This is a genomic window from Duganella guangzhouensis (assembly GCF_009674535.1).
GTDB classification, from domain to species: Bacteria; Pseudomonadota; Gammaproteobacteria; order Burkholderiales; family Burkholderiaceae_D; genus Rugamonas; species Rugamonas guangzhouensis.
In genome coordinates this window covers 51,616-77,317 of the sequence record NZ_WKJK01000013.1, presented here as the reverse complement: position 1 = coordinate 77,317, position 25,702 = coordinate 51,616, and the positions used below count along the sequence as shown (strand labels likewise).

Annotated in this window: 23 protein-coding genes; 7 read left to right on the top strand and 16 right to left on the bottom strand. The window is 60.7% G+C overall.

Features of this window, described 5'->3' with window-relative positions; all coding sequences use genetic code 11:
• Window positions 1-79: 79 nt before the first annotated feature.
• From GJ699_RS22880 to GJ699_RS22865, 4 genes are all read right to left on the bottom strand, one after another.
• Window positions 80-427 (bottom strand): hypothetical protein, encoded by a 348-nt coding sequence (locus tag GJ699_RS22880; RefSeq protein WP_154380659.1) that lies wholly within the window; start codon window positions 425-427, stop codon window positions 80-82.
• 172 nt (window positions 428-599) lie between these two features.
• The gene (locus GJ699_RS22875; protein WP_154380657.1) at window positions 600-911 is read right to left on the bottom strand and encodes a DUF3144 domain-containing protein; all 312 of its coding nucleotides are present in this window, start codon (window positions 909-911) and stop codon (window positions 600-602) included.
• A gap of 211 nt (window positions 912-1,122) precedes the next feature.
• Window positions 1,123-1,500, bottom strand: coding sequence for a hypothetical protein (locus tag GJ699_RS22870; RefSeq protein WP_154380655.1), 378 nt, complete (start codon window positions 1,498-1,500; stop codon window positions 1,123-1,125).
• Window positions 1,501-1,836: 336 nt separating this feature from the next.
• Window positions 1,837-2,247 (bottom strand): DUF3997 domain-containing protein, encoded by a 411-nt coding sequence (locus GJ699_RS22865; protein WP_154380653.1) that lies wholly within the window; start codon window positions 2,245-2,247, stop codon window positions 1,837-1,839.
• Window positions 2,248-3,343: 1,096 nt separating this feature from the next.
• Here GJ699_RS22865 and GJ699_RS22860 point away from each other — a divergent pair.
• Window positions 3,344-4,270, top strand: a complete 927-nt coding sequence (locus tag GJ699_RS22860; protein ID WP_154380651.1) for a LysR family transcriptional regulator — start codon at window positions 3,344-3,346, stop codon at window positions 4,268-4,270.
• A gap of 69 nt (window positions 4,271-4,339) precedes the next feature.
• Window positions 4,340-5,320 (top strand): MBL fold metallo-hydrolase, encoded by a 981-nt coding sequence (locus tag GJ699_RS22855; RefSeq protein ID WP_229262249.1) that lies wholly within the window; start codon window positions 4,340-4,342, stop codon window positions 5,318-5,320.
• A gap of 12 nt (window positions 5,321-5,332) precedes the next feature.
• On the opposite strand, the gene GJ699_RS22850 is transcribed toward GJ699_RS22855, so the two are convergent.
• Together GJ699_RS22850 and GJ699_RS22845 are read right to left on the bottom strand one after the other, a co-directional pair.
• Window positions 5,333-7,099, bottom strand: coding sequence for a serine hydrolase domain-containing protein (locus tag GJ699_RS22850; protein WP_154380649.1), 1,767 nt, complete (start codon window positions 7,097-7,099; stop codon window positions 5,333-5,335).
• Window positions 7,096-9,396 (bottom strand): FdhF/YdeP family oxidoreductase, encoded by a 2,301-nt coding sequence (locus tag GJ699_RS22845; RefSeq protein WP_154380647.1) that lies wholly within the window; start codon window positions 9,394-9,396, stop codon window positions 7,096-7,098. The genes GJ699_RS22850 and GJ699_RS22845 overlap by 4 nt, the downstream gene beginning before the upstream one ends.
• Before the next feature lie 51 nt (window positions 9,397-9,447).
• Here GJ699_RS22845 and GJ699_RS22840 point away from each other — a divergent pair, with 51 nt between their 5' ends.
• Complete coding sequence (locus tag GJ699_RS22840; RefSeq protein ID WP_154380642.1) at window positions 9,448-9,708, top strand: helix-turn-helix domain-containing protein; 261 nt, start codon at window positions 9,448-9,450, stop codon at window positions 9,706-9,708.
• A gap of 50 nt (window positions 9,709-9,758) precedes the next feature.
• Window positions 9,759-11,471, top strand: coding sequence for a sensor domain-containing protein (locus GJ699_RS22835; RefSeq protein WP_154380640.1), 1,713 nt, complete (start codon window positions 9,759-9,761; stop codon window positions 11,469-11,471).
• Window position 11,472: 1 nt separating this feature from the next.
• Here the strand turns inward: GJ699_RS22835 and GJ699_RS22830 are convergent, their stop codons facing one another.
• Both GJ699_RS22830 and GJ699_RS22825 read right to left on the bottom strand, forming a co-directional pair.
• Entirely contained in the window at window positions 11,473-12,645 is a 1,173-nt protein-coding gene (locus tag GJ699_RS22830; RefSeq protein ID WP_154380888.1) for a DUF1501 domain-containing protein, read from the bottom strand.
• 10 nt (window positions 12,646-12,655) lie between these two features.
• On the bottom strand, window positions 12,656-14,185 hold the full coding sequence (locus tag GJ699_RS22825) for a DUF1800 domain-containing protein (RefSeq protein WP_154380638.1): 1,530 nt from the start codon (window positions 14,183-14,185) through the stop codon (window positions 12,656-12,658).
• A gap of 85 nt (window positions 14,186-14,270) precedes the next feature.
• Between GJ699_RS22825 and GJ699_RS22820 the strand changes: the two genes are divergently transcribed.
• A complete protein-coding gene (locus GJ699_RS22820; protein ID WP_154380635.1) occupies window positions 14,271-14,873 on the top strand; it encodes a YdeI/OmpD-associated family protein in 603 nt (200 codons plus the stop codon).
• Between the two features lie 4 nt (window positions 14,874-14,877).
• Here GJ699_RS22820 and GJ699_RS22815 read toward each other — a convergent pair whose 3' ends face one another.
• From GJ699_RS22815 to GJ699_RS22780, 8 genes are all read right to left on the bottom strand, one after another.
• Window positions 14,878-16,143, bottom strand: a complete 1,266-nt coding sequence (locus tag GJ699_RS22815; protein ID WP_154380633.1) for a carbohydrate porin — start codon at window positions 16,141-16,143, stop codon at window positions 14,878-14,880.
• Entirely contained in the window at window positions 16,118-18,547 is a 2,430-nt protein-coding gene (locus GJ699_RS22810) for a membrane-bound PQQ-dependent dehydrogenase, glucose/quinate/shikimate family (protein ID WP_154380631.1), read from the bottom strand. The genes GJ699_RS22815 and GJ699_RS22810 overlap by 26 nt, the downstream gene beginning before the upstream one ends.
• A 200-nt stretch (window positions 18,548-18,747) precedes the next feature.
• Window positions 18,748-19,035: a hypothetical protein gene (locus GJ699_RS22805; protein WP_008447145.1), complete on the bottom strand. Its 288-nt coding sequence runs from the start codon at window positions 19,033-19,035 to the stop codon at window positions 18,748-18,750.
• A gap of 184 nt (window positions 19,036-19,219) precedes the next feature.
• Complete coding sequence (locus tag GJ699_RS22800) at window positions 19,220-19,915, bottom strand: ABC transporter ATP-binding protein (RefSeq protein WP_154380630.1); 696 nt, start codon at window positions 19,913-19,915, stop codon at window positions 19,220-19,222.
• An 8-nt stretch (window positions 19,916-19,923) separates the two neighbouring features.
• Window positions 19,924-20,715, bottom strand: coding sequence for a phosphonate ABC transporter, permease protein PhnE (phnE, locus tag GJ699_RS22795; protein ID WP_154380628.1), 792 nt, complete (start codon window positions 20,713-20,715; stop codon window positions 19,924-19,926).
• Complete coding sequence (locus GJ699_RS22790; protein WP_154380626.1) at window positions 20,712-21,647, bottom strand: PhnE/PtxC family ABC transporter permease; 936 nt, start codon at window positions 21,645-21,647, stop codon at window positions 20,712-20,714. Before GJ699_RS22790 ends, phnE begins: the two co-directional genes overlap by 4 nt.
• On the bottom strand, window positions 21,647-22,468 hold the full coding sequence (locus GJ699_RS22785; RefSeq protein ID WP_154380624.1) for a phosphonate ABC transporter ATP-binding protein: 822 nt from the start codon (window positions 22,466-22,468) through the stop codon (window positions 21,647-21,649). The genes GJ699_RS22790 and GJ699_RS22785 overlap by 1 nt, the downstream gene beginning before the upstream one ends.
• A 6-nt stretch (window positions 22,469-22,474) precedes the next feature.
• Complete coding sequence (locus GJ699_RS22780) at window positions 22,475-23,335, bottom strand: putative selenate ABC transporter substrate-binding protein (RefSeq protein WP_154380622.1); 861 nt, start codon at window positions 23,333-23,335, stop codon at window positions 22,475-22,477.
• A gap of 127 nt (window positions 23,336-23,462) precedes the next feature.
• Here GJ699_RS22780 and egtD point away from each other — a divergent pair, with 127 nt between their 5' ends.
• Together egtD and egtB are read left to right on the top strand one after the other, a co-directional pair.
• On the top strand, window positions 23,463-24,467 hold the full coding sequence (egtD, locus tag GJ699_RS22775; RefSeq protein WP_154380620.1) for an L-histidine N(alpha)-methyltransferase: 1,005 nt from the start codon (window positions 23,463-23,465) through the stop codon (window positions 24,465-24,467).
• 8 nt (window positions 24,468-24,475) lie between these two features.
• Window positions 24,476-25,699, top strand: a complete 1,224-nt coding sequence (egtB, locus tag GJ699_RS22770) for an ergothioneine biosynthesis protein EgtB (protein WP_154380618.1) — start codon at window positions 24,476-24,478, stop codon at window positions 25,697-25,699.
• Window positions 25,700-25,702: the final 3 nt, after the last annotated feature.

The window sequence follows — 25,702 nt, the reverse complement described above, 5'->3', positions numbered from 1 at the left end:
ATTCTGCTTTTTAATCGATACTACGTCTACTTTAATTAAATACTATGACCCTGTTTTCAAAATGTGGACGCTGAACGTCTTACTTCGGCCGATCTGAAGCGATTTCAAATTTCTGAAGGAAATTATTAATTAAAACTGCGACTGACCTCTGCTTCAATTCATAGTCAACAAACCAATCGAGCCAATCGTTTCCGACATGTCCTGGAGATTCCCAAAAGTCATCGTGTTCCCATTCAAGTTCAACTTGCTGGATTTCTATTCCCGCGGTCGGCTTGCAATGCTTGGTTCCGTTTGCTAGTTGACGTATCGTATCCCATTCAGGGTAAGCTGCTTTCATCGCACGACGGGCATTGTCATCAAAACTTCGCCCAAGATCGATCTTGAAGTGCCAGTCAGCGACGTGATTAGCCATCATTATGGCAGCCATCAAATCACCAAAGCGTTTTTCCTTTTTAAGGCGATCAAGCGATTCGCTAGCTAATGCAGCGAGGTCATCCGCACAAGTGATTTTAGAAATAGTCAGAACGTCTCTCCCGCTTAAACTGAATATCTAATGGGTGATTTCCACGGCACCTCCAATGACGGTCCGCAACTGGCCTTTATTGATCTTCAGTCGCTGTCTTAGTCGAGAGTTTCATATACTGATCAAAGTTCTGGATGTAGTCATCGAGGTTCTCGATTAAGCATTTTTCGTACTCGGTTACAAAGTAGGCGATGGTCTCTGCACGCGCTGCTTGCATATCTTCCTTTTTCTGAAATCCACAGGCACTCCGCCATGCGTTGAATCTGGACACTGCAAACATGAACGAGGCGCTTACTGATCCGCTAGCCGCATCGCTTAATTGATCGTTCGCGAGATGAATGTGCGCATCTGCACGATTGTAGAAATGGTCATCAGCTTGTTGAGGCATATTCGAATTTAATTCTATTAATCACAAAGTGGTAAAGTTATCATGAAAGTCCGGAATTGGCCGAACGTGGCGAGAGACTCATAACACGGACATCCAGTCGCTTCTCTCAAGTAAACTAATGAATTCATTCAATGACTCGTCAGCCATATCAGAAGTTTCCATTATCATAATTTCTAAGAGCACATTTCCGAACGGCAGCTATTGGCCGAACTCAGCCCATTTTTTCCTGTGAAAACTCAGGGAACGCGTGGTCCACGCAAATGGCCATGTTTTTCAAGACGCGATTTCTGCAACGATCCCAAAGGCATATTTCATCACCTTCACCGCCGTGAGTTCGGACAATGAACGCTCGACGGAATGGCTTGTCATCAAATGACTCCCAGTCCGCTGAAGCCGGAACCTTGATCGCCCAATCGGACCGGTCATTTACGTCTAGTTGCCAATACGTATCGCATCCATGACAGCGATAAAGCCTTAGCCAGTCACGACTTCCGACAAGTTCAAAATCTTTGGCAAAGACCTGCTCTTCACCGTAATTCAAGCAGTCTGGCATTGCCTGGCATTTGCATTTCATTGGTGCTTTTTTCAATTAAAGATGAACGTCCGATTTTGGCAGCCGTTTCCGGTGATGCTAAATGATGAGATGGAAACGCCCCGAAGGCAATGAGTCTGGTTCGTCGTCATGCCACCACCATCCAACAAAAAGCTTTTTCCCGTCTACCTCAAAAGAAAAAACAGTGGACGAGTCATATGGGCTATATTCTACATCTGTAAGTCGATATCGCTGTCCTGGAATGAAGTTGCCAGTATGCGTATTGATTGGTTCAGAAACCATATAAAGCGCCCCAATACGCAATGGGTTGTTACGCCAAGTCATCATCAAGTGCTATTTTTCAACGGTGGCTTCTGGCCGGTATCGGAACATCTATCGTAAGTCGTCAAACGTCCGAGTAAACTCGGGCAACGACATCAGTGTGGATTTTCTCTTGTACTCCGACTCCGACATAGGCCCCAAAACCGTAACGCTTGGGTCTACATATTTTGCATCTTTCTTCCGGTCCAGGATGAAATAATTGGTCATGGATTTATTACCTGCTGGATGTTGCTTGGCTACGATGAAACTCTCATTCCAGCCCACCGAAAACACTGTCTCGGGGATACGCCCAATACAAGTATCCTCTTCTTTCAACTCATAACAAACCCCCATTTCCTCTGTGATGTCGATAGCTGATAAGTGATAGGGGCCACTAATTTTTTCATCAAATACAACGGTTTGCCAGCAGCCGACCAACTGAGTCAATAGCAGAGTGAAGGTTAATGAGCTAATCTTTTTCATCGTTTTTTAATGTCGGCTGCTGGCCGCTAGCCGACTCTTCTACTAGAGAAAGCCTGCCAGCAAAAAATTAAGGCTAAAACTAGAAATGCGACGGAAAACCCAATAACCAAATAGTCCGGTAGAAGAGATGGATATACCTTATCGAAAATAATATAGCTTAACCCGAAGGCATACGCCAGCGAAGGCAGCCATTTCTTCTGCCACAAGAAACTAACCATCGCTATGGCGCAACCCACTATACCTAAAATAGTGGCAAAGTGCATGTCATCCTTCAAAAAACTTCGGTCTGCTTTTGGCCGGTTACGGACAAATTAAGGTGTGTGCAACAATGAACTCGAACAAGATTTCACAAATTTACCAATACTTTCGTTTCGTTCATCTTCTGACGGTAATAGAATTACCTCATCCATAAAATGCTCGAAATCATCTTGGCCTAATTTATGGTACTTCTTGGCAAGTTCGTTATGAGATGGATCTCTATCGTCATCAGCTGTCACAATTTTTTGAGTGGCTGCCAATAAGAATTTTGTAGATATTCTTGCAAGTTTCTCTCGTTGATCTATTGGCCCAGTCTTGCTATTTTTTTAAAAAAAACTAAAACAGGAATAAAGCTTACGCGCATCCATCAATCGTTGATCTTCACCTTGGGCGTATGCCGAAGATGCACAACAAAAAAAGATAAAAATAATTACCTTAAAATTACTCATGGAGATGACAATATTGAAATATGTTGATCAAAATTTTAAAAGCTAAGCACATATTTTTACGCTAGGGCTGACCGATAAACGTCTGGTATTGGCCGAACTCTGCCGGTGGCATGGAGAATAACATATTGCAAATCTGAAAAGTACGTGAAATCTCACTGCCGAAGTGGTGCCGGGCTTCGATTGCTGGGAATGGACGGCAGCTTTTAACGTGATTGAATGAGGTGATGAGAATGCTCGCACATTGGTGGGAACCTTGGCTACGCGATCATTCGCCCCTTCGTCGTAATTGCCGGTTCGTAAGGATTTGCTCGGCGTGCGAAGAGGGGCAGCGCAGCAGCGGGTACAATCCCGCCATCGTGCCAACCCATCCATAAAGTGAGGAGTAATTCGTGCGTCTGAGGGGACTGGACATTAATCTGCTGATTTGCCTCGACGCACTGCTCAGCGAGAAGAACGTGTCGCGCGCGGCGGAAAAAACGTGCCGCAGCCAGTCGGCCATGAGCCACAGCCTGGCGCGCTTGCGCGCCATCTTCGAGGACGAGCTGTTGACCCAGGTGGGGCGTAAACTGGTGACCACTGCGCTGGGCAATGAGCTGGCGGCGCCGGTGCGCAAGCTGCTGCTGCAATTTGATGCGCTGGCCCTGATCGGTGCCGGTTTCGATATCGCCAAGGTGGAGAAAACCATCACCATCATGGCGACTGATTATTCGGGCACGGTCTTCTTTCCCGAGTTGGTGCGGCGCGTGGCGGCGCAGGCGCCCGGCCTCCGTCTGCATCTGCGGCACACCGAGCAGCAGTGGCCGGAATTGCTGGAGCGCGGTGAGATCGATATGATTGTGCTGCCGCAGCCGTTTGTGCTGGCCAGCCAACCGCATGAACGCCTGTTCAGCGATCAGCATCAGTGCATCGCCTGGACCGGTAATAGCGTGCTGAGTGGCGACACCATCAGCCGCGAGCAGTACGCCAGCATGGGCCATGTGCTGTTGGAATACGCTGGCGGCCGCACACCCACGGTCAACGAATACCTGCTACGCCAGCTTGGCATTACGCGCCGGGCCGAATGCGTTGCGCCGCACTTCACACAGATCCCCTTTATGGTGGCAGGCACCGACCGCATCGCCACCGTACCGCGCCGCGTGGCGTTCATGTCCAGCAAGTATCTGCCGCTGAAATTGTTGGCCATGCCGGTTGAACTTCCGCCGCTGGAAATGGCGGTGCAATACCACCAATATCAGGAGCTGGACCCGGTGCTGGGCTGGTTGCGCGCCGAGATGCGCGCGGTGGGCGTCTCGCTGGATTATCTGCCGGCTGCATAGCTGCCATGCAGAGATTTCATTTCTCCTGGCGGCGCGCAGGCAGTATCGTTTTCGGGATTAAGGAGACTCATGATGAACAATAACGAAAAACGTCGTCATTTTATGAAGTTGGGCATTGCCGCCGCAGGCGCCATCACGCTGCCGCTGCTGGCCAGGGCGCAGGCCGTGCCGTCAGCTGGACAGGATAGGCTGGTACTGTTGGGGACAAAGGGCGGCCCACGCGTGGGTGACGTGAAGAGTCCCGCCAGCGCTTGGCGCATGAATCCATCCAGCATGCTGGTGATCGGCGGCGTGCCGTATGTGATCGACTGCGGTTATGGCGTGTCGCTACAAATGGTCAAGGCTGGCGTGCGGTTGCAGGATCTGCGCTACATCTTCATCACGCACCACCATTCGGACCACGAGATCGAATACGGCAACCTGATTTACAACGGCTGGGCTACCGGCCTGAATCAGGTGGTCGATGCTTACGGCCCGCCGGGACTGGAGAAAATGACCAGCGATTTCCTGGCGCTGAATCAGATCGACATCACTACCCGCATCGCCGACGAGAGCAAGCCGGATCTGCGTACCCTGGTGCGGGCGCATGACATCCACGACCTGGCGAACGTGATGCGCAACGAGCGGGTGAAGGTGAGCGCGCTGTATGCGCTGCATCCGCCGCTCAACGACAGCTACGCCTACAAGTTTGAATTTGATGGCAAGACGGTGGTGTTCTCGGGCGATACCACCTATAACCCCAAGCTGGCCGAGTTTGCGCGTGGCGCCGATTATCTGGTGCACGAAACGATTTACGTGCCGGCGGTGGATGCCATGGTCAAGCGCGTACCCAACGCCGCCACGCTGCGCAAGCACCTGCTGGGCAGCCACACCACCACCGAGGATGTCGGCCGCATCGCCGCCGCGGCACAGGTGAAAAATCTGGTGCTGACCCACCTAGTGCCGGGCGACGACGCCAGCATCACGGACGCCATGTGGGCGGAGGGCGTGCGTCGCCACTATCAGGGCAATATCGTGGTGGGCAAAGATCTGCTGTCCATCGACCTGTGAATCTGTTTTGCGCTACTGGTTTTTGCTTGCGCCTGGGGTGATAAAAGCGGCGGTTTTTTCGCCGGGTTTGGTGGGGACGATGGAGACGCGCGTGAACTGCAGATTGCGTATGCGGCCGGTATCGACGGTGAATGTGTTGCAGTCGCCGGCGCTGCACTGATACGCGATGCGGTTACCCGAGCCGCTGGCGATGAAGGCGTTGGGGCTATCTTGCTCCAACGTGAGCTCGCCGCGTGGATAGGTCAGGATCAGTTTTCCATCGCGACGGCTGACGGTGTACAGCACGTGCAGTTCGTCGCTATAGAATTCGCCTTCATAGTTTGCCAGTTCCACTTCGCTCAACGGCGTGGGTGGCGCGGATCGGGTGAAGTGGTGCGTTTGGCCTGCCTGCCAGTAGGAGCCGCCTTGGATGACGCCATCCTGGTCCGGCGCATCGAACGCGAAGCGGCCGTCGACCACTTTCAGGAACAGCGACCGTTCGCCGGAAACGAACAGCGGATACGGCGGCTGGCCGGTTGGCTTGACCATCAATTTTCCACCTTCCTTGTAAATCGTGTTGGTGAAGGTGGGCGAAAATTTCCAGTAACCGATGAATGCGTCCAGTTTGGCTGGATCGATGTTGGTTTCAACATTGGGCAGGAAGTGCGTGTCCTTTGCCGGAGCCGCTGCCGGCACGGCATCCATCTGTTTGCCCAGATAGATGTCCGCGATTTTGCGCGACAGGCCACCCGCGTCGGAGTCCGCGAAGTTGGATAGTGTGATGACCGACAGATGTTGTTCGGGGAAGCGCATCAACTCACTGCGGTAGCCCGCATCGCCGCCGCTGTGTTCAACGGTCTTCAGTCCGCGATATTTGCCGATCACCAGTCCGGAGGCATAGGTCAGCGGCTTGCCATTAGAGAGCACACCAACGGTCTGCATTTCCTCCAGCAGTTTTTTGCCACCGACTTTGCCATCATAGAAATTGCGATCCCACAGCGCCAGGTCTTCGACCGTGGTGGACAGGCTGGTGGCGCCGACGTTGGAGTAGGACAGGGCGATGTAGTCGTAGCCGTTGTGACCATTCGGGCCATACGAGGCAGCGCGGCCTTTGATGAGCGCCTGGTAGTCGTCGACGAAGCGGGTGTGCTTCATGTTCAGCGGATCGAAGATGCGGGCTTTCGCAAACTCCGGCAGCGACTGTCCGGACACTCGTTTAACCACGATGCCCAGCAATGTATAGCCGGTGTTGCTGTACAGGTGAGCGGTGCCGGGCGGCGAGTTGAGCGCGCGCTGGCGCTTGAGCAGGCCGAGGATGTCGTTTTCGGTGATGACGTCGTCCAGGCGCCAGCCTGCAAGCATCAGCAGTTCCCACTGGTCGCGCAAGCCGCTGGTGTGGTGCTCCAGCTGACGCAGCGTGATCGGTGCGCCAAAATCCGCCAGCTCGGGGATGTATTTGTGGATGTCGTCGTCGAGCGAGAGTTTGCCATCCTGTGCCAGCAGATGGATCGCAAAGGCGGTGAATTGTTTGGAGACCGATGCGATATGAAACGGCGTGGTTGGTTTGATCGGCACATCATGCTGCAGATCGGCCAGGCCGATGCCTTTTTCGTACACGATACCGCCATCTTGAATCACCGCGATCGCGTAGCCGGGATGTCCAGGCTTTTGCAGCGGCGCCAGTAGCGCGTCAACCTGGCGCTTGAGGGCTTGCTGTTCACCCGGTTTTTCGGCCGACTGACAAGGGATGGACAGCGTGGCTGCGGCCAGTGTGATGACGATGGCGGTGAGGTTTTTCATTGGTTGGTATTAAGCTCCAAGAGTACCGGGATTGATTTGTAGGCCGGCGTGCCTGCGATGTCGGCCTTGCTGTGCAGCGGCACCAGGCCGTTCGTTTCGGGGAAGTAGGAACCGAGGCAGCCGCGCGGGATATCGTATTCCACCAGCAGGAAGCGTTCGGCGCGGCGCGTGACGTCATCCTCCCACACGCTGACCAGGTCGACGTACTGACCATCCTTCATACCCAGCATGGCCAGATCTTCCTTGTTGATGAAGACCACGCGGCGCATGCCGAACACGCCGCGATAGCGGTCGTCCATACCGTAGATGGTGGTGTTGTACTGATCGTGCGAGCGCGCCGTCATCAGCGTTAGCAGACGTTCGCCGTAGCGCGCGCGGGCGCGGTGGATTGGGGTGTCGACGTCCACTGCGTGCGGCACGAACTGGGCGCGGCCGCTGGCGGTACGCCATTCGCGTTCACGCGAGGCCACGCGCAGGTGGAAGCCACCGGCGTGCGCGACGCGCGCATTGAAGTCGTGGAAGTCGTCGAACACCTGTTCGATCATCTCGCGGATGCGCGCGTAGTCGGCGCCGCAGGCCAGCCAATCCAGTTGGCCGTCGCCCAGCGTGGCATGCGCCAGCCGCGCCACGATAGCGGTTTCCGACAGCAGGTTGTCCGAGGCCGGTTTGTTGATGCCGTAGGAGATGTGCACCATGCTCATCGAGTCTTCCACCGTCACGCCTTGTGGCACGCCGTTTTGCAGGTCGATCTCGGTGCGGCCCAGTGTCGGCAGGATCAGCGCTTCCTTGCCGTGTACCAGATGGCTGCGATTCAGCTTGGTGGTGACGTGCACCGTCAGGTCGCAATTGCGCAGCGCCTCAAAGGTCAGCGGCGTGTCCGGCGTGGCCATGGCGAAGTTGCCGCCCATGCCGAAGAAGACTTTGACGCGGCCATCCAGCATGGCCTGGATGCTCTCCACCGTGTCGTAGCCATGTTCGCGCGGCGGTTCGAAGTGGAAGACTTTTTGCAGCCGGTCGAGGAAGGCTTTGGCCGGCTTTTCCTCGATGCCCATGGTGCGGTCGCCCTGCACGTTGGAGTGGCCGCGCACCGGACACAGGCCGGCGCCGAGGCGGCCGATCTGCCCGCGCATCATCATCAGGTTGGACAGGATCTGGATGGTCTTGACGGCGCTCTTGTGCTGGGTCAGGCCCATGCCCCAGGTGCAGATGACGTTTTTGCCCTTGATGTAGATTTCGGTCAGTTGGTCGATCTGCGCGCGTGGCACGCCGGATTCGGTCAGCAACTGCTCCCAATCCTGGGCGCGCAAGTCTTGTTCGAATGCTTCGTAGCCGCTGGTGTGGCGGCCGATGAATTCGCGGTCCAGCACACTGGCGCGGCCGGCCGCCAGTTCTTCGTCGTCGCGCTCGACCAGGCGCTTGGCCATGGCTTTGATCAGCGCGAAGTCGCCGGCCAGCTTGGGCTGGATGAACAGGGTGCTGATGCTGGTGCTGGAACCGGTCAGCATCTCCAGCGCGTGCGCCGGGCTGGTGAAGCGTTCCAGGCCACGTTCGCGCAGCGGGTTGATGGAGACGATGGCGGCGCCACGGCGCGCACAGTCGCGCAGCTCGTTCATCATGCGCGGATGGTTGGTGGCCGGGTTCTGGCCGAAGATCAGCAGCGTGTCCGCGTGTTCGAAGTCTTCCAGCGTGACCGTGCCCTTGCCGATGCCGACGGTGCCCGGCAAGCCACGGCTGGTGGGCTCGTGGCACATATTGGAGCAGTCGGGGAAGTTGTTTGTGCCGTACATGCGCACGAACAGCTGGAACAAAAACGCCGCCTCATTGCCAGTGCGGCCGGAGGTGTAGAAGGTGGCGTGGTTGGGATCGGGCAGGGCGTTCAAATGGCGCGCGATCAGGGCGAAGGCGTCGTCCCAACCGATTGGCAGGTATTTGTCGCTGGCGGCGTCGTAGACCATGGGATCGGTGAGGCGGCCATGCTGTTCCAGCTCGTAGTCGGATTGTTCCAGCAGTGCGCTGACGCTATGGGCGGCAAAGAAGTCCGGCCGTACCCGTTTGCTGGTAGCTTCCGCCGCTACCGCCTTGACGCCGTTTTCGCAGAATTCGAAGGTGGACGCGTGTTCGCGGTCCGGCCAGGCGCAGCCCGGGCAGTCGAAGCCGTCCGGCTGGTTCTGCTTGAGCAGGGTCTTGTAGTTACCACCGGCGACCTTTTCGCGCACCAGGTTGACCGCGACCTGTTTCAGTGCGCCCCAGCCGGCGGCCGGATGGGTATAGGGTTCGATGTGAGGCTTTTTGTTCATGCTGCGGTCCAATCTGATGCAGAATTATGTTTTCGCTAAATTTAACACACCATGGATGAAGAAGTCATGGCCGCGCTGGGCGGCGTCTTGCTGGCTTTGCGGCAGATCGCCGCCGAATGGCCGGACAAGCCCTGCACGCTGGCCAAGCTGAGCAAACAAACGCAGCTGCCGATGAGCGTATTGCGGCGCCAATTGACGGTGCTGGAAGAGGCCGGGCTGATCGCGCTGGCGCTGGACGAGGGCGGCATCACCGGCACGGTGGCGCTGAGCGCCGCCGGTAGCGAACTGGCGGCGCAGTTGATCATGCCGTGAACCCGGCGGCCTGGCCGTGGTCCAACCGTGTTTGGGGGAGCGGTACGCCCATGACACCGCCATTGACGCATCTGATCGCGCCCGGCCTGGCGCCGGAGGTTCTGCTGCAGCAGATTTATCTGAATGTGCGCGATTTCGCCATCTTCACCACCGACCCGGAGGGGAAGGTCAGCAGCTGGAATATCGGCGCGGAGCTGATCTTCGGCTATGCGCCGGGCGAGATCATCGGCCAGAACATGAAATGCCTGTTCACCGTCAGCGATCAGGCCGAGGGCCAACACTTGCAGGAGATGCAGCAGGCGCTGGAGCGGCAACGTGCCTCTGATTACCGCTGGCATATGCGTAAGGATAACTCGATGTTCTGGGCCGATGGCGTGCTGACGCCGATTCCCGGCGAGGATAGCCAGTCGATGGGGTATCTGAAAATCCTGCGCGACGTCACCGAGCGCAAGCTGGCGCAGGATGAAATCCACCGCCTCGCCACCATCGACGTGCTGACCGGGCTGGCCAACCGCGCCGCCTTCGACACGCGCCGTGGCGAGTTGATGGCGCTGGCCGAGCGCACCGGCCAGCTGCTGTTGTTGCTGATGATAGATCTGGACCAGTTCAAGGAGGTCAACGACTTGCTGGGTCATCATGCCGGCGACCAGCTGTTAAAGCTGGTGACGCAGCGCATCCGCGCCGTCAGTCGTGAAAGCGATTATGTGGCGCGTCTGGGCGGCGACGAATTCGGATTGATGCAGCTGCATGCGCCATCGCCGACCAGCGGTGGCGTGTTGGCCGACAAGCTGCTGCAGGAGCTGGAGCGGCCGTTCATGATCGGCGACCACGAGGTCAAGATCAGCGCCAGCATCGGCATCGCGGTGTGTCCGATGGATGCCAGCGATCCGGACCTGCTGCTGAAAAAGGCCGATCTGGCGCTGTACCACGCCAAGAACGCCGGCCGCAATCGCTATCACTACTACACCGAGGCGTTGGACGAGGTTGCGCACCGCAAGAATGCCGACCACAATGAACTGCGGCGCTTGATGCGCAACGGCCGCTGTGAGCTGGCCTATCAGCCGATCCTGGACGCCGCCGGCCACACCATCGCGATGGAAGCCTTGCTGCGCCTGCCCGGCTATCTGGGGCGGCAGCCGGTGGAATATGCGATCGGCCTGGCGGGCGAGATTGGCATGCTGCCGGCACTGGGCGTGTGGGTGGTGCAGCGTGCCTGCGAACAGCAGCGGCGCTGGCGTGACCTGGGCATCAATGGTTTGCGCATTTGCGTCAACACCTGCGCCAAAGAGCTGCGCGACGATGGCTATGTCGGCAAGCTGGAGGAGACGCTGGCGCTGCATGGCCTGCAGGCGGCCGACATCGAGATCGAGCTGACCGAGCGCGACGCCATCGAGCTGGAACGCAGCGGCAGCCAGGTCATTCAACGGCTGCGTGACGCCGGCTTCATGCTGTCGCTGGATGATTTCGGCACTGGCTATTCATCGCTCAGCTATCTGCGCGCGCTGCCGGTCAATACCATCAAACTGGATAAGAGCTTTCTGCACGGCGTGCCGGACAACGCCGACGCCAACGCCGTGGTGCGCATGGTGATTGAGCTGGCGCAGGCTTTGCGCTTGAACGTGATTGCCGAAGGTGTGGAGCGCACCGAACAGGCTGTGTTTCTGGGCCGCGCCGGCTGCGGCGCTTTTCAGGGCTTTCTGTACACGCCGGCGCTGACGGCGAACGATGCCACCGTCTGGCTGCAGACCCATGCCGCGCACTGAATCAAACCAGCCCGAGGTCGCGCCCTTTGGTGCCGAAGATGGCGGCCACCTGGCCGGTATTCAGGCCGTACATGCGCGTCAACAGACCGCCGAACATGGCGCGGTATTCGTTCAGCACCGGATAGTCGCGGTTCTGGAATAGCGTGGGTTGTTCCAGCCTTACCTGCTCGCCGTGCACCTTGCCGCCGTTGATGCCGCCGCCCAGCACCCAGTACACGCTGCCGTGGCCATGGTCGGTGCCGCGATTGCCGTTTTCGCGGAAGGTGCGGCCAAATTCGCTGACCACCACCACCACCGTGTCCTTCCACTCCGGCCCCATCTCCTGTGCGAAGCCGGCCAGTCCCTTGCCCAGCTCCGCCAGCCGGTTGGCCAGGTAGCCGGTGCTGTTGCCCTGGCCGACGTGGGTGTCCCAGCCGCCGACATCGACAAAGCCGATGTTGTAGCGTTCTTTCATCAGTCGCGCGATGCGGCGCGCTTCCAGCTCAAAGCCCTTGGCGCTGATGGCGTTGCGGTTGGCGGCATCCATCTCGCCGATCATTTCCTTCATCACGTCGGCGCGCACGGTGAAGCCGTCGCGCACCGGCTGCGCCAGCGCCGTGCCTTCATACATGGCGGCGATCATGCTGGCCTGGCGCGCGTCGATCGCCGGCTTGGCGACGTTGCGCAGCGCGGTGTTGGGCACTTGCAGCCCGCCCTGCATAATCAGCGGTAGCTGGTCGGTGAAGGAGATGGCGCTGGCGCGGTTGGTGTTCAGCGTGGCCGCCAATCGATTGAGGAAGCCGGAGCGGTAATCGCGGCTGCCATTCAGCGCCTGTCCCAGTTCGATGCTGTCCTGGGTTTCGAAGTGGCTGCGCGACAGGTCTTCGGTGCCGGCAAACGGCACGAAGGACGCCTGGCCGGCGCTGAACAGCGGCAGGATGCTGTCCGCCAGCGCTGGGTGCAAGCCCCAGTCGGTGTCGATCGGTAGCGCGTCGGCCTTGGGGATGGCGATGTTGGGCCGCACCTGATAGTAGTACTGGCTGGAGATCGGCACCAGCAGGCTGGTGGCGTCGTAGCCGCCGCGCATGAAGACGAACAGCAGGCGCGGTTGTCCGGCCGGCGCGGCCCATAGCTGACCGGCCATCGTGACGGCGGGCAGCGCCGCCATGGTTTTGAGCAGGGTGCGGCGTTTCATCATGCATCTCCTAACGGTGCATCAGCTCCGGCGACGACAGCAGCAGCGTGTTCCACTCCTGCGGCGAGCCGGCCTGGTCGAGCTCCTGGCGGGTGGCCGGCGCCAGCGATTTTTGCAGCGACTGGTAGTACAGCGGGTTGGCCAATTGCGGGAAAGCCGGCTTTTCCAGCGGCTGCGCGCCCTCGGTCTTGAACAAACCGGCCGAGCCGCCGCCGATGGCTTTGGCGATTTCAAAGCGGGTGGTCATCTGGCCGGGACTGGCCCAGCCGGGCTGGGTGAGCGCGTAGCCGTCCGGCGTTTGGCGGCCATACAGCGGCTGGCCCATGCGATTGAGCCAGTTGAGCATCGGCCCGGTGTTGAGGATGATCTTGTCGTCGTAGCTGAGGCGCACCGCCGACACCACGTAGTGCACCGGGTCTTTGAACTTGTGGCCCAGCGATTGCGTGAACTCGGGTGAGGTGAACATCACGCGTAGCACGGCGGCGATGTCGCCGTCGCTGGACTGGAAGCGTTCGGCCATGCGCTGCACCAGCTGTGGTGGCGGTTCGTCGGCGACGAAATACACCGCCAGCTTGTGGCTGACGTAGCGCGCGGTGGCGGGGGCGCGTGCCAGCCGGTCCAGCGCCTCGTCCACTTCGGCCAGGCCGCGTCCTTTGACCGGCTGGCCGAGGAATAGCTTGTCGCCGTAATCGTGGCGATTGGGGTTGAACTCGAACAGGCCGTTGCGCACGTATTCGGCCTGTTTGTCCTTGCGGACGTTGGGCATCTTGTCGCCCAGGTTGACGCCGACGCCGGTGAGGATGCGCGCCAGTTGCTGCACGTCGTTCTGGGTGTAGCCGCCGTCCACGCCCAGCGTGTGCAGCTCCATGATTTCGCGCGCGTAGTTTTCGTTGATGCGGCCGGCGGCGTTCTGTTCGTTGTCCAGATAACGGATCATGGCTGGATGGTGCAGCGTGGCGGCCAGCAGGTCGCGGAATTTGCCCAGCGCGTGCGGGCGGATCGCTTGTTCTTCATAGTCGCCCACCAGCGCGCGCAGATTGGATTTGCCCTGGTGGACGTTGAAGTGGTTCATCCAGAACCACGTCATCTGCTCTTGTAACTGGTTGGGTGAATACAGGTCGCGCAGCAGCGAGCGGGTGGCGGCTTCCTTGGCCAGGCGCGTCAGCTCCTGCTGGTAGGCGCGCTGCGCGGCTTTCTTGGCTTCGTCGTCGGCGATGGCTTTGTCGTAGTCGCGGCGCTGGGCTTCCAGCTCCTGCACCAGCTGCATGACCGGCTTTTGCGAAATGGTCATGGTGTCTATCTGCGCCTGCGCTTCCGGCGGCAGTTTGGCCGGTGCGGGATGCAGCTGCTGGTCCAGCCAGCGCTCATAGCCCTGCTTTTCGGCCCGTTGCCAGGTGCTGGTATTGACGCCCCAACTGACGCGGTTCAAGGCGGCGCTCAGCGCTACCGGATCGCCGCTGGGTTGCGGCGGCGTGGTGGTGGTGGCGGCGCAGCCGGACAACAGCAGGAGCACGGCCAGCGGACGGGCAGGGATCTTCATCAGGACAGTATAGACCGTTGCGCGTGGATGCCAATTTTGCGTTTCGTGTATGGTGCAACAAAATGTTACAGGGTATATTGGCGGCATGCCGACCCTAGACCCACGCGTAGACGCTTATATCGCCAAATCCGCCGATTTCGCACAGCCTATTCTGGAGCACTTGCGCGCGGTGGTGCATGCTGCCTGCCCGGAGGTAGAGGAGACCATGAAGTGGAGCTTCCCGCACTTTATGTACAAGGGCATGATGTGCAGCATGGCTTCCTTCAAGGCGCATTGCGCCTTCGGCTTCTGGAAGGCCGAGTTGTTGATGGCCGATGATGAGGTCAAGCGCGAAGCGATGGGCCACTTTGGCCGCATCACGGCGGTCAAGGATCTGCCGTCCAAAAAGGTTTTGGCCGGCTACATCAAGCAGGCCATGAAACTGAATGATGATGGTGTGGCGGCGCCGGCGCGCGCCAAGCCGGCCAAGCCGCGCGTGCTGGAGATTCCGGATGACTTGAACGCCGCGCTGGATGCGGTGCCGGCCGCGCGCGAGCATTTCGATAGCTTCACTCCGAGCAAGCAGCGCGATTATGCCGATTGGCTGAACGAAGCCAAGACCGAGGCCACGCGCACGCGCCGCCGCGAGCAAGCCGTCGAATGGATTGCTGAAGGCAAGTCCCGCAACTGGAAGTACGAGAAGTGCTAGTGCTTCAGAACGTAATCCTGACCTGCACGCCCAGCGCGGTGGCGTTGGCGGTCGAGCGGTAGCTGAACGCGCCCGGATCGATTATGTGCTGCAGATCGGCGCGCACGATCAACCAGCGCCGCAACTGCCAGCCGTAAGCCAGTTCGATCGCGCTCTCGCCGGCCGGCAGCGAGGCATAGCCACCTGGTGTCGGCGTGCTGTCCGCGTGCGCCATGCGCAGGCGCGGATTGACTTCGGCGCGCACCACGCCCAACGCCACGCTGTCCGCATCGCGTCCTTCGAAGGTGCCGGTCTTGACTACGCCGGCCGCGTACCAGCGCGTCATCGGCGCCGAGGTTTCGGGGTGCGCGGTGTATTGGCCGAACAGCGATAGTCCCCGGTTGGCGCGGCCTTCACGAATGATCATCTGTTCCGCCAGCACATAGACGCCATAGCGCTCATCGACCGTGCCGCTGCCGCCTTGGCGTGATGCGCGCGAGGTGTCGTAATACATGCCCAGTTTATAGTGGCCACCTTCCGGCGCGTATTCCAGTTCCAGTGGCAGCAGCACGCCGGTGGTGCCGGCGGCGAACGGCTTGAAAGCGTTGTCTTTGTCACCCAGCTTGGCGTTGACCTGGAACACGCCGCTGCGCAGCAGCAGATCGGGACGAAGCTTGTAGCGCAGCGCCGCGCCCCAGCGCGCGTTCGGGTAGTTGTACCAGCCGCTGTTCCCCGACAGTGACAGCGGGTGCGCGCAAAACGCGGCGTTGACGAAGTTGCAGCCGAGCGCAATCCCGCCCAGGTCATTGCCCATGGCGAAAAAGCCCAGGCGCAGATTGAGCTGACCGCCGGCCAGGTTTTGTTCCAGACTGAATTCGGTCAGGCGCGTGTACAGGCCGCCGTAGTCTTCCTGGATTGGCAGCCGGTTGCCGACGTAGTCCGAGGAGATGCCGACACCACGCCGGTCGTTGAGCGTGAAGTGGAAGATGGCGCCGTTCCAGCCGCTCAGCCGCTCCAGATCCGCGTCCACGCCCATGCGCACCTGCTGCGCGTAGGCGCGGCCGCGCTTGAGACCACCGTCGACGGCGGCGAAAGTCTCGGAGACGTAGTCGCCACGGAAGCTGACGCCGGCATCGGCCCACTGGCGGCGCTGGCCGCCCCAGTCGCCGGTCAGTGTGGGGTCATCGGCCAGCGCGCAGCCCGGAGCGGCGGCGGCCAGCGCGATGGCCTGCAATGCCGCCGTCAGCGCCGCGCGGCCGGGCCGCTCATGGCAGCGTGTAGGCGATGACATAGTCACCCCGATCCGGCGATTGGCGCGCGCCGCCGGCGGTGATCACCACATACTGCTTGCCACTGTGCGGCGACTTGTAGCTGACCGGGCCACCCTGGCTGCCCACCGGTAGCCGCGCCTTCCACAATTCAGCGCCGGTGGCCGCGCTGTAGGCGCGCAGATAAAAGTCCTGGGTGCCGGCGATGAACACCAACCCACCCTGCGTCACCAGCGTGCCGCCCAGCGTCGGCATACCGATCGGGATCGGCATGCCCATGCGAATGCCCATCGGACCAGTGTCCTGCACCGTCCCCACCGGCACCTGCCATTTGATGGCGCGGGTCTTCATGTCGACCGCCGTCAGCGTGCCATAAGGCGGCGCCTGACAAGGAATACCCAGCGCCGACAGGAAGCGGTCCTTGGTCACCGAGTACGGCGTGCCTTTCATCGGCACGCTGCCCATGCCGGTATTGGGCGCCTCGCCGCCGCTGCTGGTGGCCACCTGCGCTTTCGGATCGAGCGGGAACATCTGCACCCACAAGCCAAGCCGCATGTCGTTGACGAAGATGGTGTTGCTGACCGGGTCCACCGACAGCCCGCCCCAGTTCATGCCGCCCAGCGAGCCGGGGAAGCTGAGCGACTTGTCGGTGCCGGGCGCGGTGTACAGCCCTTCGTAGCGCATGCCCTTGAAGGCGATGCGGCACATCAGCTGATCCAGCGGGGTGGCGCCCCACATGTCGGACTCGCTCAACGGGCCGACGCCGATCTGCGGCATGCCGGTCGACTTGGGCTGCTGTAGCGCATACGGCTCGCCGGGAATGTTGGCGGCCTTGACCTGCACATTGTCGACCTGCGTCAGCGGCTTGCCGGTGGCGCGCTCCAACACATACAGTTGGCCGGCCTTGGTGCCGAACGCCAGTGCCGGCACGCTGCCGCCAGCCGCCAGCGGGAAGTCGATGAAGCTCGGCTGCATCGGCACGTCGAAGTCCCACAGATCGTTATGCACGGTCTGGAATACCCACTTCTCTTTGCCTGTGGTGGCGTCCAGCGCCAGGATGGAGGCACCGTACTTGTGATCGAGCGCGCTGCGGGTGACGCCGTACAAATCGACCGAAGGACTACCGACCGGCATGAACACGGTGTTGGAAGCGGCATCGTAGGACATCGACGACCACACGTTGGGTGTGGAGCGGGTGTAGCTTTGTCCTTCCGGTGGCATGCCGGTGAGCTGCGGATTGCCGGGATCGAAAGCCCAGCGCAACTGGCCGGTGACGACGTCATAGCCGCGTATCACGCCGCCCGGCATATCGACTTGCACATTGTCGGCGACGCGACCACCGATGATGACGGTGGTGCCGGCCAGCGTGGGCGCGGCCGTCAGCTGGTATTGTGGATCGGGCGCGCTACCCAGGCCGGCCTTGAGGTTGATGCGGCCACCGTCGCCGAAGTCGCTGCAGAATTTGCCTGTGTCGGCGTCGAGCGCGATCAGTTCCGCCGTGATGGTGTTCATCAGGATGCGGCGCGTGCAGGGCGCGCCTTCGGCCACACTCACTGCGGTGACCGGTGTGGCACCGGCCGCGGTGGGGTGCTGCAGCGGCGCGCTGGCGTCGAAGTAAGCCAGGCCACGGCAGCGCATCCACACCGTGGCTTTAGCGTTGATGACGGTCTTCCATTTTTCCTTGCCGGTGTCCGCTTCCAGCGCGATCACGTTGTTGTGTGGCGTGCACACATACAGCGTGTCACCGATCTGCAGCGGTGTGTTTTGATCTTCGGCGCCGTTGCCATCGCTGACGGCGATGTCGCCGGTGCGGTAGGTCCACGCCACTTTCAGCTGGTTGACGTTGTCGCGCGTGATCTGGTCCAGCGCCACGAAGCGGCTGCCGCCGCTGGTGTTGCCGTAGGCGCTCCAGTTACGCTGTTCGGTGTCCGGCGTGACCGCCACCAGTGGCGCCAGCGCGCCGTTGAAGGGCACCGGCGGATGCGGCACGAACATGCCGGCCAAGCCGCCCAGCGCCGCCAGCGCCAGAATCAGCGCCACCGCCAGCGAAGAGCCGCGTGCCGGCGGCCGGCCATCGGCGCGGCACAGCAGCGGGTAGGACAGGGCGACGATGGCCGCGCCGGCGGTCATCGCCAGCAGGCGCGAGATCAGTGGCCAGAAGGTCAGACCGACATCCCACAGCGACCAGAGCACCGTTAGCACATACACCAGGCCGAATAGCTGCGCGCCAGCGGGGCGTCGCCGTGCAATCAGCAAGCCGGAGGCGATCAGCCCCAGACCGGCGAGCAGGAAGTACAGGCTGCCGCCCAGCAGGGCGAGTTGGCCGCCGCCGACGGCAAACGCCAGCCCCGCCAACAGCATGACGATGCCAAGCACAATGAGCCAGAACCTGGAAAGTGGTGAGGTGGAGGATGTCTCTATGGACATTGAAACTCTCCTTTGCCTGTCGCCGCGAATGGCGCAGACGTGAGCATGCCGCCGTCGCTATCGACGCGAGCAAGTATTAGTTGGTACTACTGAGAGGTGAGCGTGTCAGCGGGGTTTGGGCTGGACGCTACTACAAGGCGCTAAGGACGGCGCCGGATACCGCATGCCGGCGCCTGGCATTGCAAGAACAGTGTTTCCGTTCAATGCATGGACGCGGTAGACAGATCTTTCAGCTCGCGAATGCTGATATCTGATTTTTCATGCATACGCAGCAGGATCGTGGCACCAACTGCCAACTTCCGGTGACGGATCTTGCTAATAATCGGGGGCTGAACTTCCAACACCCGGCACAACTCTGCATCGTTTTTCAAGTTCATTTTCTCGATCAAAGTATCAAGAAGTTTGTTTGGGACAAAACTGGATGGCTCCAGCGCCCTCGCGCGATTCATGGCTTCAATCAATTCCAACTTCTTTTGACGAACGTTCATGGTTTGCTCCTCCTTTGCTCTAAACGTGTTCAAAAAAGTACGTTTCCCGGCAAGGCTAGCGCCCACACCCTTTCATGTCTGAATGTGGTACGCGACTCAACATTCTTGATAACCATGCAAGTTATTTTCAATAATACTACGACTTACAAAAAAGTGGCAGGGTTTGACAATTAAATTATGTTGGTTATTGCGCAAACGGGTTGACGCAATCGATTTCTTGCATGCCGTTGCGTGACAGTTGTAGGATTTTGTCTGTCTTTTTTGCTGCGAGTTGTGAATGTGTCACCATAATCGCGCAAGCGCCGGTGGCTTTGATTTCACGTTGTAGCAATTCCAGAATGGAATTAGCGGTATCAGGATCGAGGTTGCCGGTCGGTTCGTCAGCTAACACAAGCGCGGGTCTGTGCACCAGTGCGCGGGCGATGGCGACCCGCTGCATCTCGCCGCCGGACAGTTGGTGCGGAAAATCGCGGCCGCGACCGCCCAGGCCGACCGCTTCCAGCATCTCGGCCGCACGTGTCGTGGACAAACCATTCAAAAGCAACGGCAAGGCGACGTTTTGCAGTAGCGTCAGATGGGGCAAAACGTGGAATGCCTGAAAGATAAAACCCATGCGGCTGCGCCGCAGGCGGGTGGCGGCATCGTCGTCCAGGCCGGACATGGCGATGCCGTCGACCAGAATCGGGCTGGCGCCGGGTTTGGCGTCCGGCGTGGCGTCGGGCGTATCGAGGCCGGCGATGAGGTTCAGCAGCGTCGATTTGCCGACGCCGGAGTCGCCCATGATGGCGACAAACTCGCCAGCCTTGAAGGTCCATGACACGTCAGCCAACACCGGACGGCCAGGCACGTAGGATTTGGACAGATGGCGCAGTTCGAGCATAGTTTATTTTATCTGGTGAGCGCGCGGCGCAGCGCGAAGCTGACGCCATCGACCAGCGCCACCAGCAGCAGCATGGCGAGGATGACGGTGGCCGCCAGCGGCATCTGGAACAGCGACAGATGGTACTTGAGCATTTGCCCCAATCCGCCGGCGCCGACCACGCCGAGTATGGCGGCGGCGCGGATGTTGTTCTCCCAGCGGTACAGTGTATAGGACATCATCTGTGGCAGCGTTTGCGGCAGCGTGGCATACAGGAAGGCGCTGGTGGCGCTGGCGCCGTTGGTGCGCAGGCTTTGTTCAGGCAGCGGCGCGGCGTTTTCCAGCGAGTCGGCAAACAGGCGTCCCAGCACGCCGGCGGTGTGCGCGGCCAGTGCCAGCGTGCCGCCCAGCGGTCCGAGGCCGGCGGCGATCAGCATGATGGAGGCCCACACCAGTTCGGGGATCGAGCGCAGTACGTTGAGCAGGGCGCGCATGGCGGCGCGTGGCGCGGCGCCGAAGCGGCCGGACGCGGGCAGTGAGAACGCCAGGCCGAAGATCACGGCCAGCAGCGTGCCGAGGCCGGACATGGCCAGGGTTTCGATCGCGGCCCAGAGGGTCTTGGTGAGGAAGGGCAGGCCGGTTTCGGGCGGTGTGAAGCCGGACAGCAGTTCAAGGCTGCTGTTGATGGCTTCCACGGTGAAGAATTCGCGCCATTTCAGTGGCAGGGTGTAGAAGCTGGCGATGATCAGGGCGAGCAATAGCAGCATCAGCACGCGCACGGTCCAGTCGCGCGGTGGTGGTTTGGGCAGGTGCGGATTCATCCCAGCCTCCGGCGCAGCACTTTGGAGAATTGGTCGGCCAGCGCGACCAGCGCGACGAATACCAGCAGCATCGACGACACTTCGGCGCCGGCCAGCATTTTCATCGATTCGTCCATGCGCTGACCGAGGCCGCCGGCGCCGACGAAGCCCATCACTACTGAGCCGCGAATCGCGCATTCCCAGCGGTAGACGGTGTAGGACATCAGTTCCGACGCGGCCTCCGGCAGGGCGCCGTATAGCAATGCGCTGAGGCGTCCGGCGCCGTTGGCCAGCAGCGTGTCGCTGGCGTGGGCGTCGGACGATTCGAGGATTTCGGCGTAGACCTTGCCCAGCATGCCGCAGTAGGTGAGGGCGATCGCCAGTACGCCAGCGGTTGGCCCGAGGCCGATGATGCGTACGAATAGTAGCGCCCATACCAATTCCGGCACGGAGCGCAGTAGTACCAGCAGCCAGCGCGCGGTCTGTCGCACGACGCGCGCGATGGGGCGCATGCGGCCGGTGCCGAGCGCGGAGATCGATAGCTGTTCGTTGATGATCAACGTGGCGGGGATGGCGCCCAGCAGGGCCAGCGTGAGGCCGGCGGTGGCGATGGCCACGGTGTTCCAGGTTTCGCGCACCAGCATGTCGAGGAATTCGGCGCTGTGCGCGGGCGTGAGGAAGTCGGCCAGGAAGCGGCCGGTGGCGCTCAGGCTTTGTTCGTCCAGCAGTATCCAGGGCTTGAATTCGGTGACCACCAGCGTTGGCCACAGGATGATCAGTGCGATGACGCAAGCCACCACACGGCCGCGCAGCGCGGGATCGCGGCGCGCCGCCTCCGCTCCGGCATGATGGCCACCGCCAGCGCGCTTCCCGCCACCGCCTGCGCCGCCGTTGCCGCCAACGCCACCATTGCTGCCGCCTGCGCCGCCGGCTGGATTCAGTGCGGCGGCCATTACAGGCAGGCGCCTACGCCGAGCTTGACCGCCATCGCGTCGTCCTCAAGCGGCTTGCTGGCGGCCGGTTGTTCGCCTTGATACAGCGCGGCGATCATCTGCGGTGTGACCTGTTCGCGCGGCAGGTCGAATTCAACGCGGCCATCGCGCAGGGCGACGATGCGCGGGAAGTGTGCCAGCGCCAGATCCACCTGATGCAGACTGCAAATCAGCGTGGCGTTGCGCGCCTTGGCTTCTTCGCGCAGTGTGGTCAGCGTCAGCTCCGACAGCGCCGGATCGAGCGCGGACAAGGGTTCGTCCACCAGCAGCGCCTGCGCCGGCGACAGCAGCAAACGCGCCAGGCCACAGCGTTGGCGCTCACCGCCGGACAGGCGATCAACGCGCGAATACAGCTTGTCGCCCAGATTGAAGCGCGACAGCGCCTGCCACGCAGCTTCCGGATCGGCAGGCTTGAACAACGACGCCAGCGCGCGCCACACCGACCATTGCGGCAGGCGCGCCGCCAGCACCGCCGTCACCACGCGCTGGCGTGGCGGCAGTGGCGGCGTTTGCGGCGCCAGGAACAACTGCGCGCGCAAGCGGTGACGCGCCGCCTCGCCCAGCGCCCACGGATCGACACCGAAGGCTTGAAAGCTGCCTGCGGATGGCCGATGGGACAGGGACAGTGTCGCCAGCAAGGTAGTCTTGCCGGCGCCGGAAGGGCCGATCAGGGCCAGTTGCTCGCCCTGTTTGATGGTCAGATTGATGGCTTGCAGCGCGGACGCCGACTGCGCGCCGAGGTGGCGCACAGTCAGGTCTTGCAGTTGATACGTGGTTGGCATTACAGATTACTTCAGCAGGCCCGCATTCTTGGCTGCGGCTTCGATGTTCTTATAGTTCTCGGCCTTGGTCGGGATGAACTTGGAAGCGCGCTGCAGTTCCATGATCGCTTTGTCTTCAGGCTTGTTGGCATCCAGCTCCAGGAAGGCGTCGGCCAGCTTTTTCTTCAGATCGGCGTTCATGTCGGTGCGCACCGACCAGTTGTAATCATAGTAGCCTGGGGTGGTGTAGAACACGCGCACCACGGCCGGATCGACCTTCTTGGCCTCCACCAGCTTTTCCCACACCGAGATATTCAGCGCGCCGGCGTCCACCTTGCCGCCCGCAACCGCAGCCACGGTGGCGTCATGCGCGCCGGAGAAGGCGATGCGTTTCAGGTCGGTGTCCGGATTGATTTTCGCGGCCAGCAGATAGTAGCGCGGCATCAGGTGGCCCGAAGTCGAGGACTCGGAGCCGAAGCTCAGGGTCTTGCCTTTCAGGTCGTTCAGGCTGTTGATGCTCTTGTTGGTGGTGACGAACACCGAACGGAATTTTTCATCTTCCGCGCGCTGCACCAGCGGTGTGATCTGGCCCTTGCTGCGCTCATTGGCCTGCACGAAGGTGAAACCGCCGAACCAGACCATGTCGACCTTCTTGTTGATCAGGGCTTCGACCGAAGCGGCGTAGTCGGTCACCGGGGTGAACTCGACCTTCATGCCGATCTTCTTCTCCAGATATTCACCCAGCGGCTTGAACTTGCGTTGCAGTTCGGTCGGCGCCTCGTCCGGAATGGCGGACACGCGGAACACGTGATCGGCCGATTGCGCCTGGGACCAGGAAGCGGCCAGCATCATGCCGGTGGCGAGCAGGGATTTGAGGGAGATTTTCATTGTCGTTTGCCCTTTAGTGTGAATAGTCGCACAGAACTTTTGGTACAGCGCTACAAAATGGATATTCGGCTATCATAACAAAAATCATCTAAGCACATGACTACCCAGAATAAAGGCATGGCATCGTATGCAATTGTCCCGCTCCCCGGCGATTCGTGTTGTGTCGCCCCTCGCCAACAACACATCGTCCCTGCGGCCCGCACATGGCAGCGCTGAGGTGATCGCTGAAATCAGCGCCGGCTTGCTGGCGCCATCGGCTTATACATCGCCCAAATTCCTGTACGACAGCCTGGGCTCCAAATTGTTCGAGGCGATCTGCGAACTGCCCGAGTATTATCCGACCCGCACCGAAGCGCGTATCTTCAGCAGCTATGGCGATGACATGGCGCGCGTGGTGGGCGAGGGCGCGGCGCTGATCGATCTCGGCGCCGGCAATTGCGCCAAGGCCGCCGCGCTGTTCCCGATTCTGAAGCCGGCGCAGTACGTGCCGGTCGATATCTCGCGCGACTTCCTGCTGGGCGCCGTGACGCAATTGCAGCAGCGCTTCCCGCATATCGAGATGACCGCACTGGGACTGGATTTCTCCAGCGGCTTCGAACTGCCGCAGCACGTGCAAGCTGGCCGTCGCGTGTTCTTCTATCCCGGCTCCTCGATCGGCAATTTCTCGCCATCGCAGGCGGTTGAATTCCTGCGTGGCCTGCGCGCCAACGCTGGCGCCGATGGCGGCCTGTTGATCGGCGTGGACCTGATCAAGGACCACGCGGTGCTGGACGCCGCCTACGACGACGCGTTGGGTGTGACCGCCGCCTTCAACCTGAACATGCTGCGCCACCTGAACCACTTGATCGGCGCCGATTTCGACGTCAGCCAATGGCAGCACGTTGCCTTCTTCAATGCCGAGGAAAGCCGGATTGAAATGCATCTGGAAGCGCGCGAGCCGCTGACAGTGAGCTGGCAAGGCGGCGAACGCGATTTCGCGCGCGGCGAACGCATACACACCGAAGACAGCTACAAATACACGCGCCAGTCGTTTGCCACGCTGTTGGAGCGGGCCGGCTTTGCCACGCAAAGCATGTGGACCGACGACAAACACTGGTTTGCGGTGATCTACGCACGCGCCATCGCCAACTGACTGACATCATGGATCAACTGAACACCCGCTATGCCGCCGTCCGCAAGCACACGCTGGCGCTGGCCGAGCCGCTGAGCGATGAAGACTGCGGGGCGCAATCGATGCCGGACGCCAGTCCGATCAAATGGCATCTGGCGCATACCACCTGGTTCTTCGAAACCTTTATCCTGGAGCGCATGGAGCGCGACTTCGTGTCGTTTCATCCGGCGTTCCGCATCCTGTTCAACTCCTACTACAACGGCATCGGCGAAAAGCACCCGCGTCCGCAGCGCGGCCTGTTGACGCGGCCCGGCATGGCGCAGGTGCGCGCCTATCGGGCCGACGTCGACGCCCGCATCGCGCGGCTGCTGGACAGCGCGCCGGGCGCGGAGCTGGACATGCTGCTTACGCTCGGCATCCAGCACGAACAGCAGCACCAGGAGCTGATGCTCACCGATGTCAAACACCTGCTGGCGCAGAGCATCCTGCGGCCGGCTTACATGGAAATTCCGCTGCCGCCGGCGAGCGCGGTGGCGCCGCTGGACTGGCTGGCGTTCGAGGGCGGCCTGACCGAGATCGGCTACGATGGCACGGGCTTCAGCTTCGACAACGAACTACCGCGCCACAAGCAGTACGTGGCGCCGTTCGCGCTGGCTTCGCGGCTGGTGACGAATGGCGAATACCTGGACTTCATCAACGCCGGTGGGTATTTCAACGCCGCGCTGTGGCTGGCCGAGGGCTGGGACTGGGTGCGCACGCAAAACCTCAAGGCGCCGATCTACTGGTTCCAGGACGAGCAGGGCGCATGGCAGGAGTTCACGCTGCACGGGCCGCAGCCGCTGGACCTGAACCGTCCGCTGACGCACATCTCGCTGTTTGAAGCCGACGCTTACGCGCATTGGGCCGGCGCCCGTTTGCCGACCGAAGCGGAATGGGAATATGCCGCCGCCCGCGCCGCCATCGACAGCGGCGCGCTGCATCCGGCCGGCGCCGGTGCCGGCGCTGCGGGCGGACTGGCGCAGATGTACGGCCACTGCTGGCAGTGGACCAGCAGCAGCTACGCGCCGTATCCGGGCTTTGCCGCCGCCGAAGGGGCTTTGGGCGAATACAACGGCAAATTCATGCTGAACCAGTACGTGCTGCGTGGTTCATCATGCGCCACGCCGCCTGGCCACGCGCGCATCAGCTACCGCAACTTCTTCCCGGCCGGCGCGCGCTGGCAATTCACCGGCATCCGTCTCGCCCGCCGCTGAGAT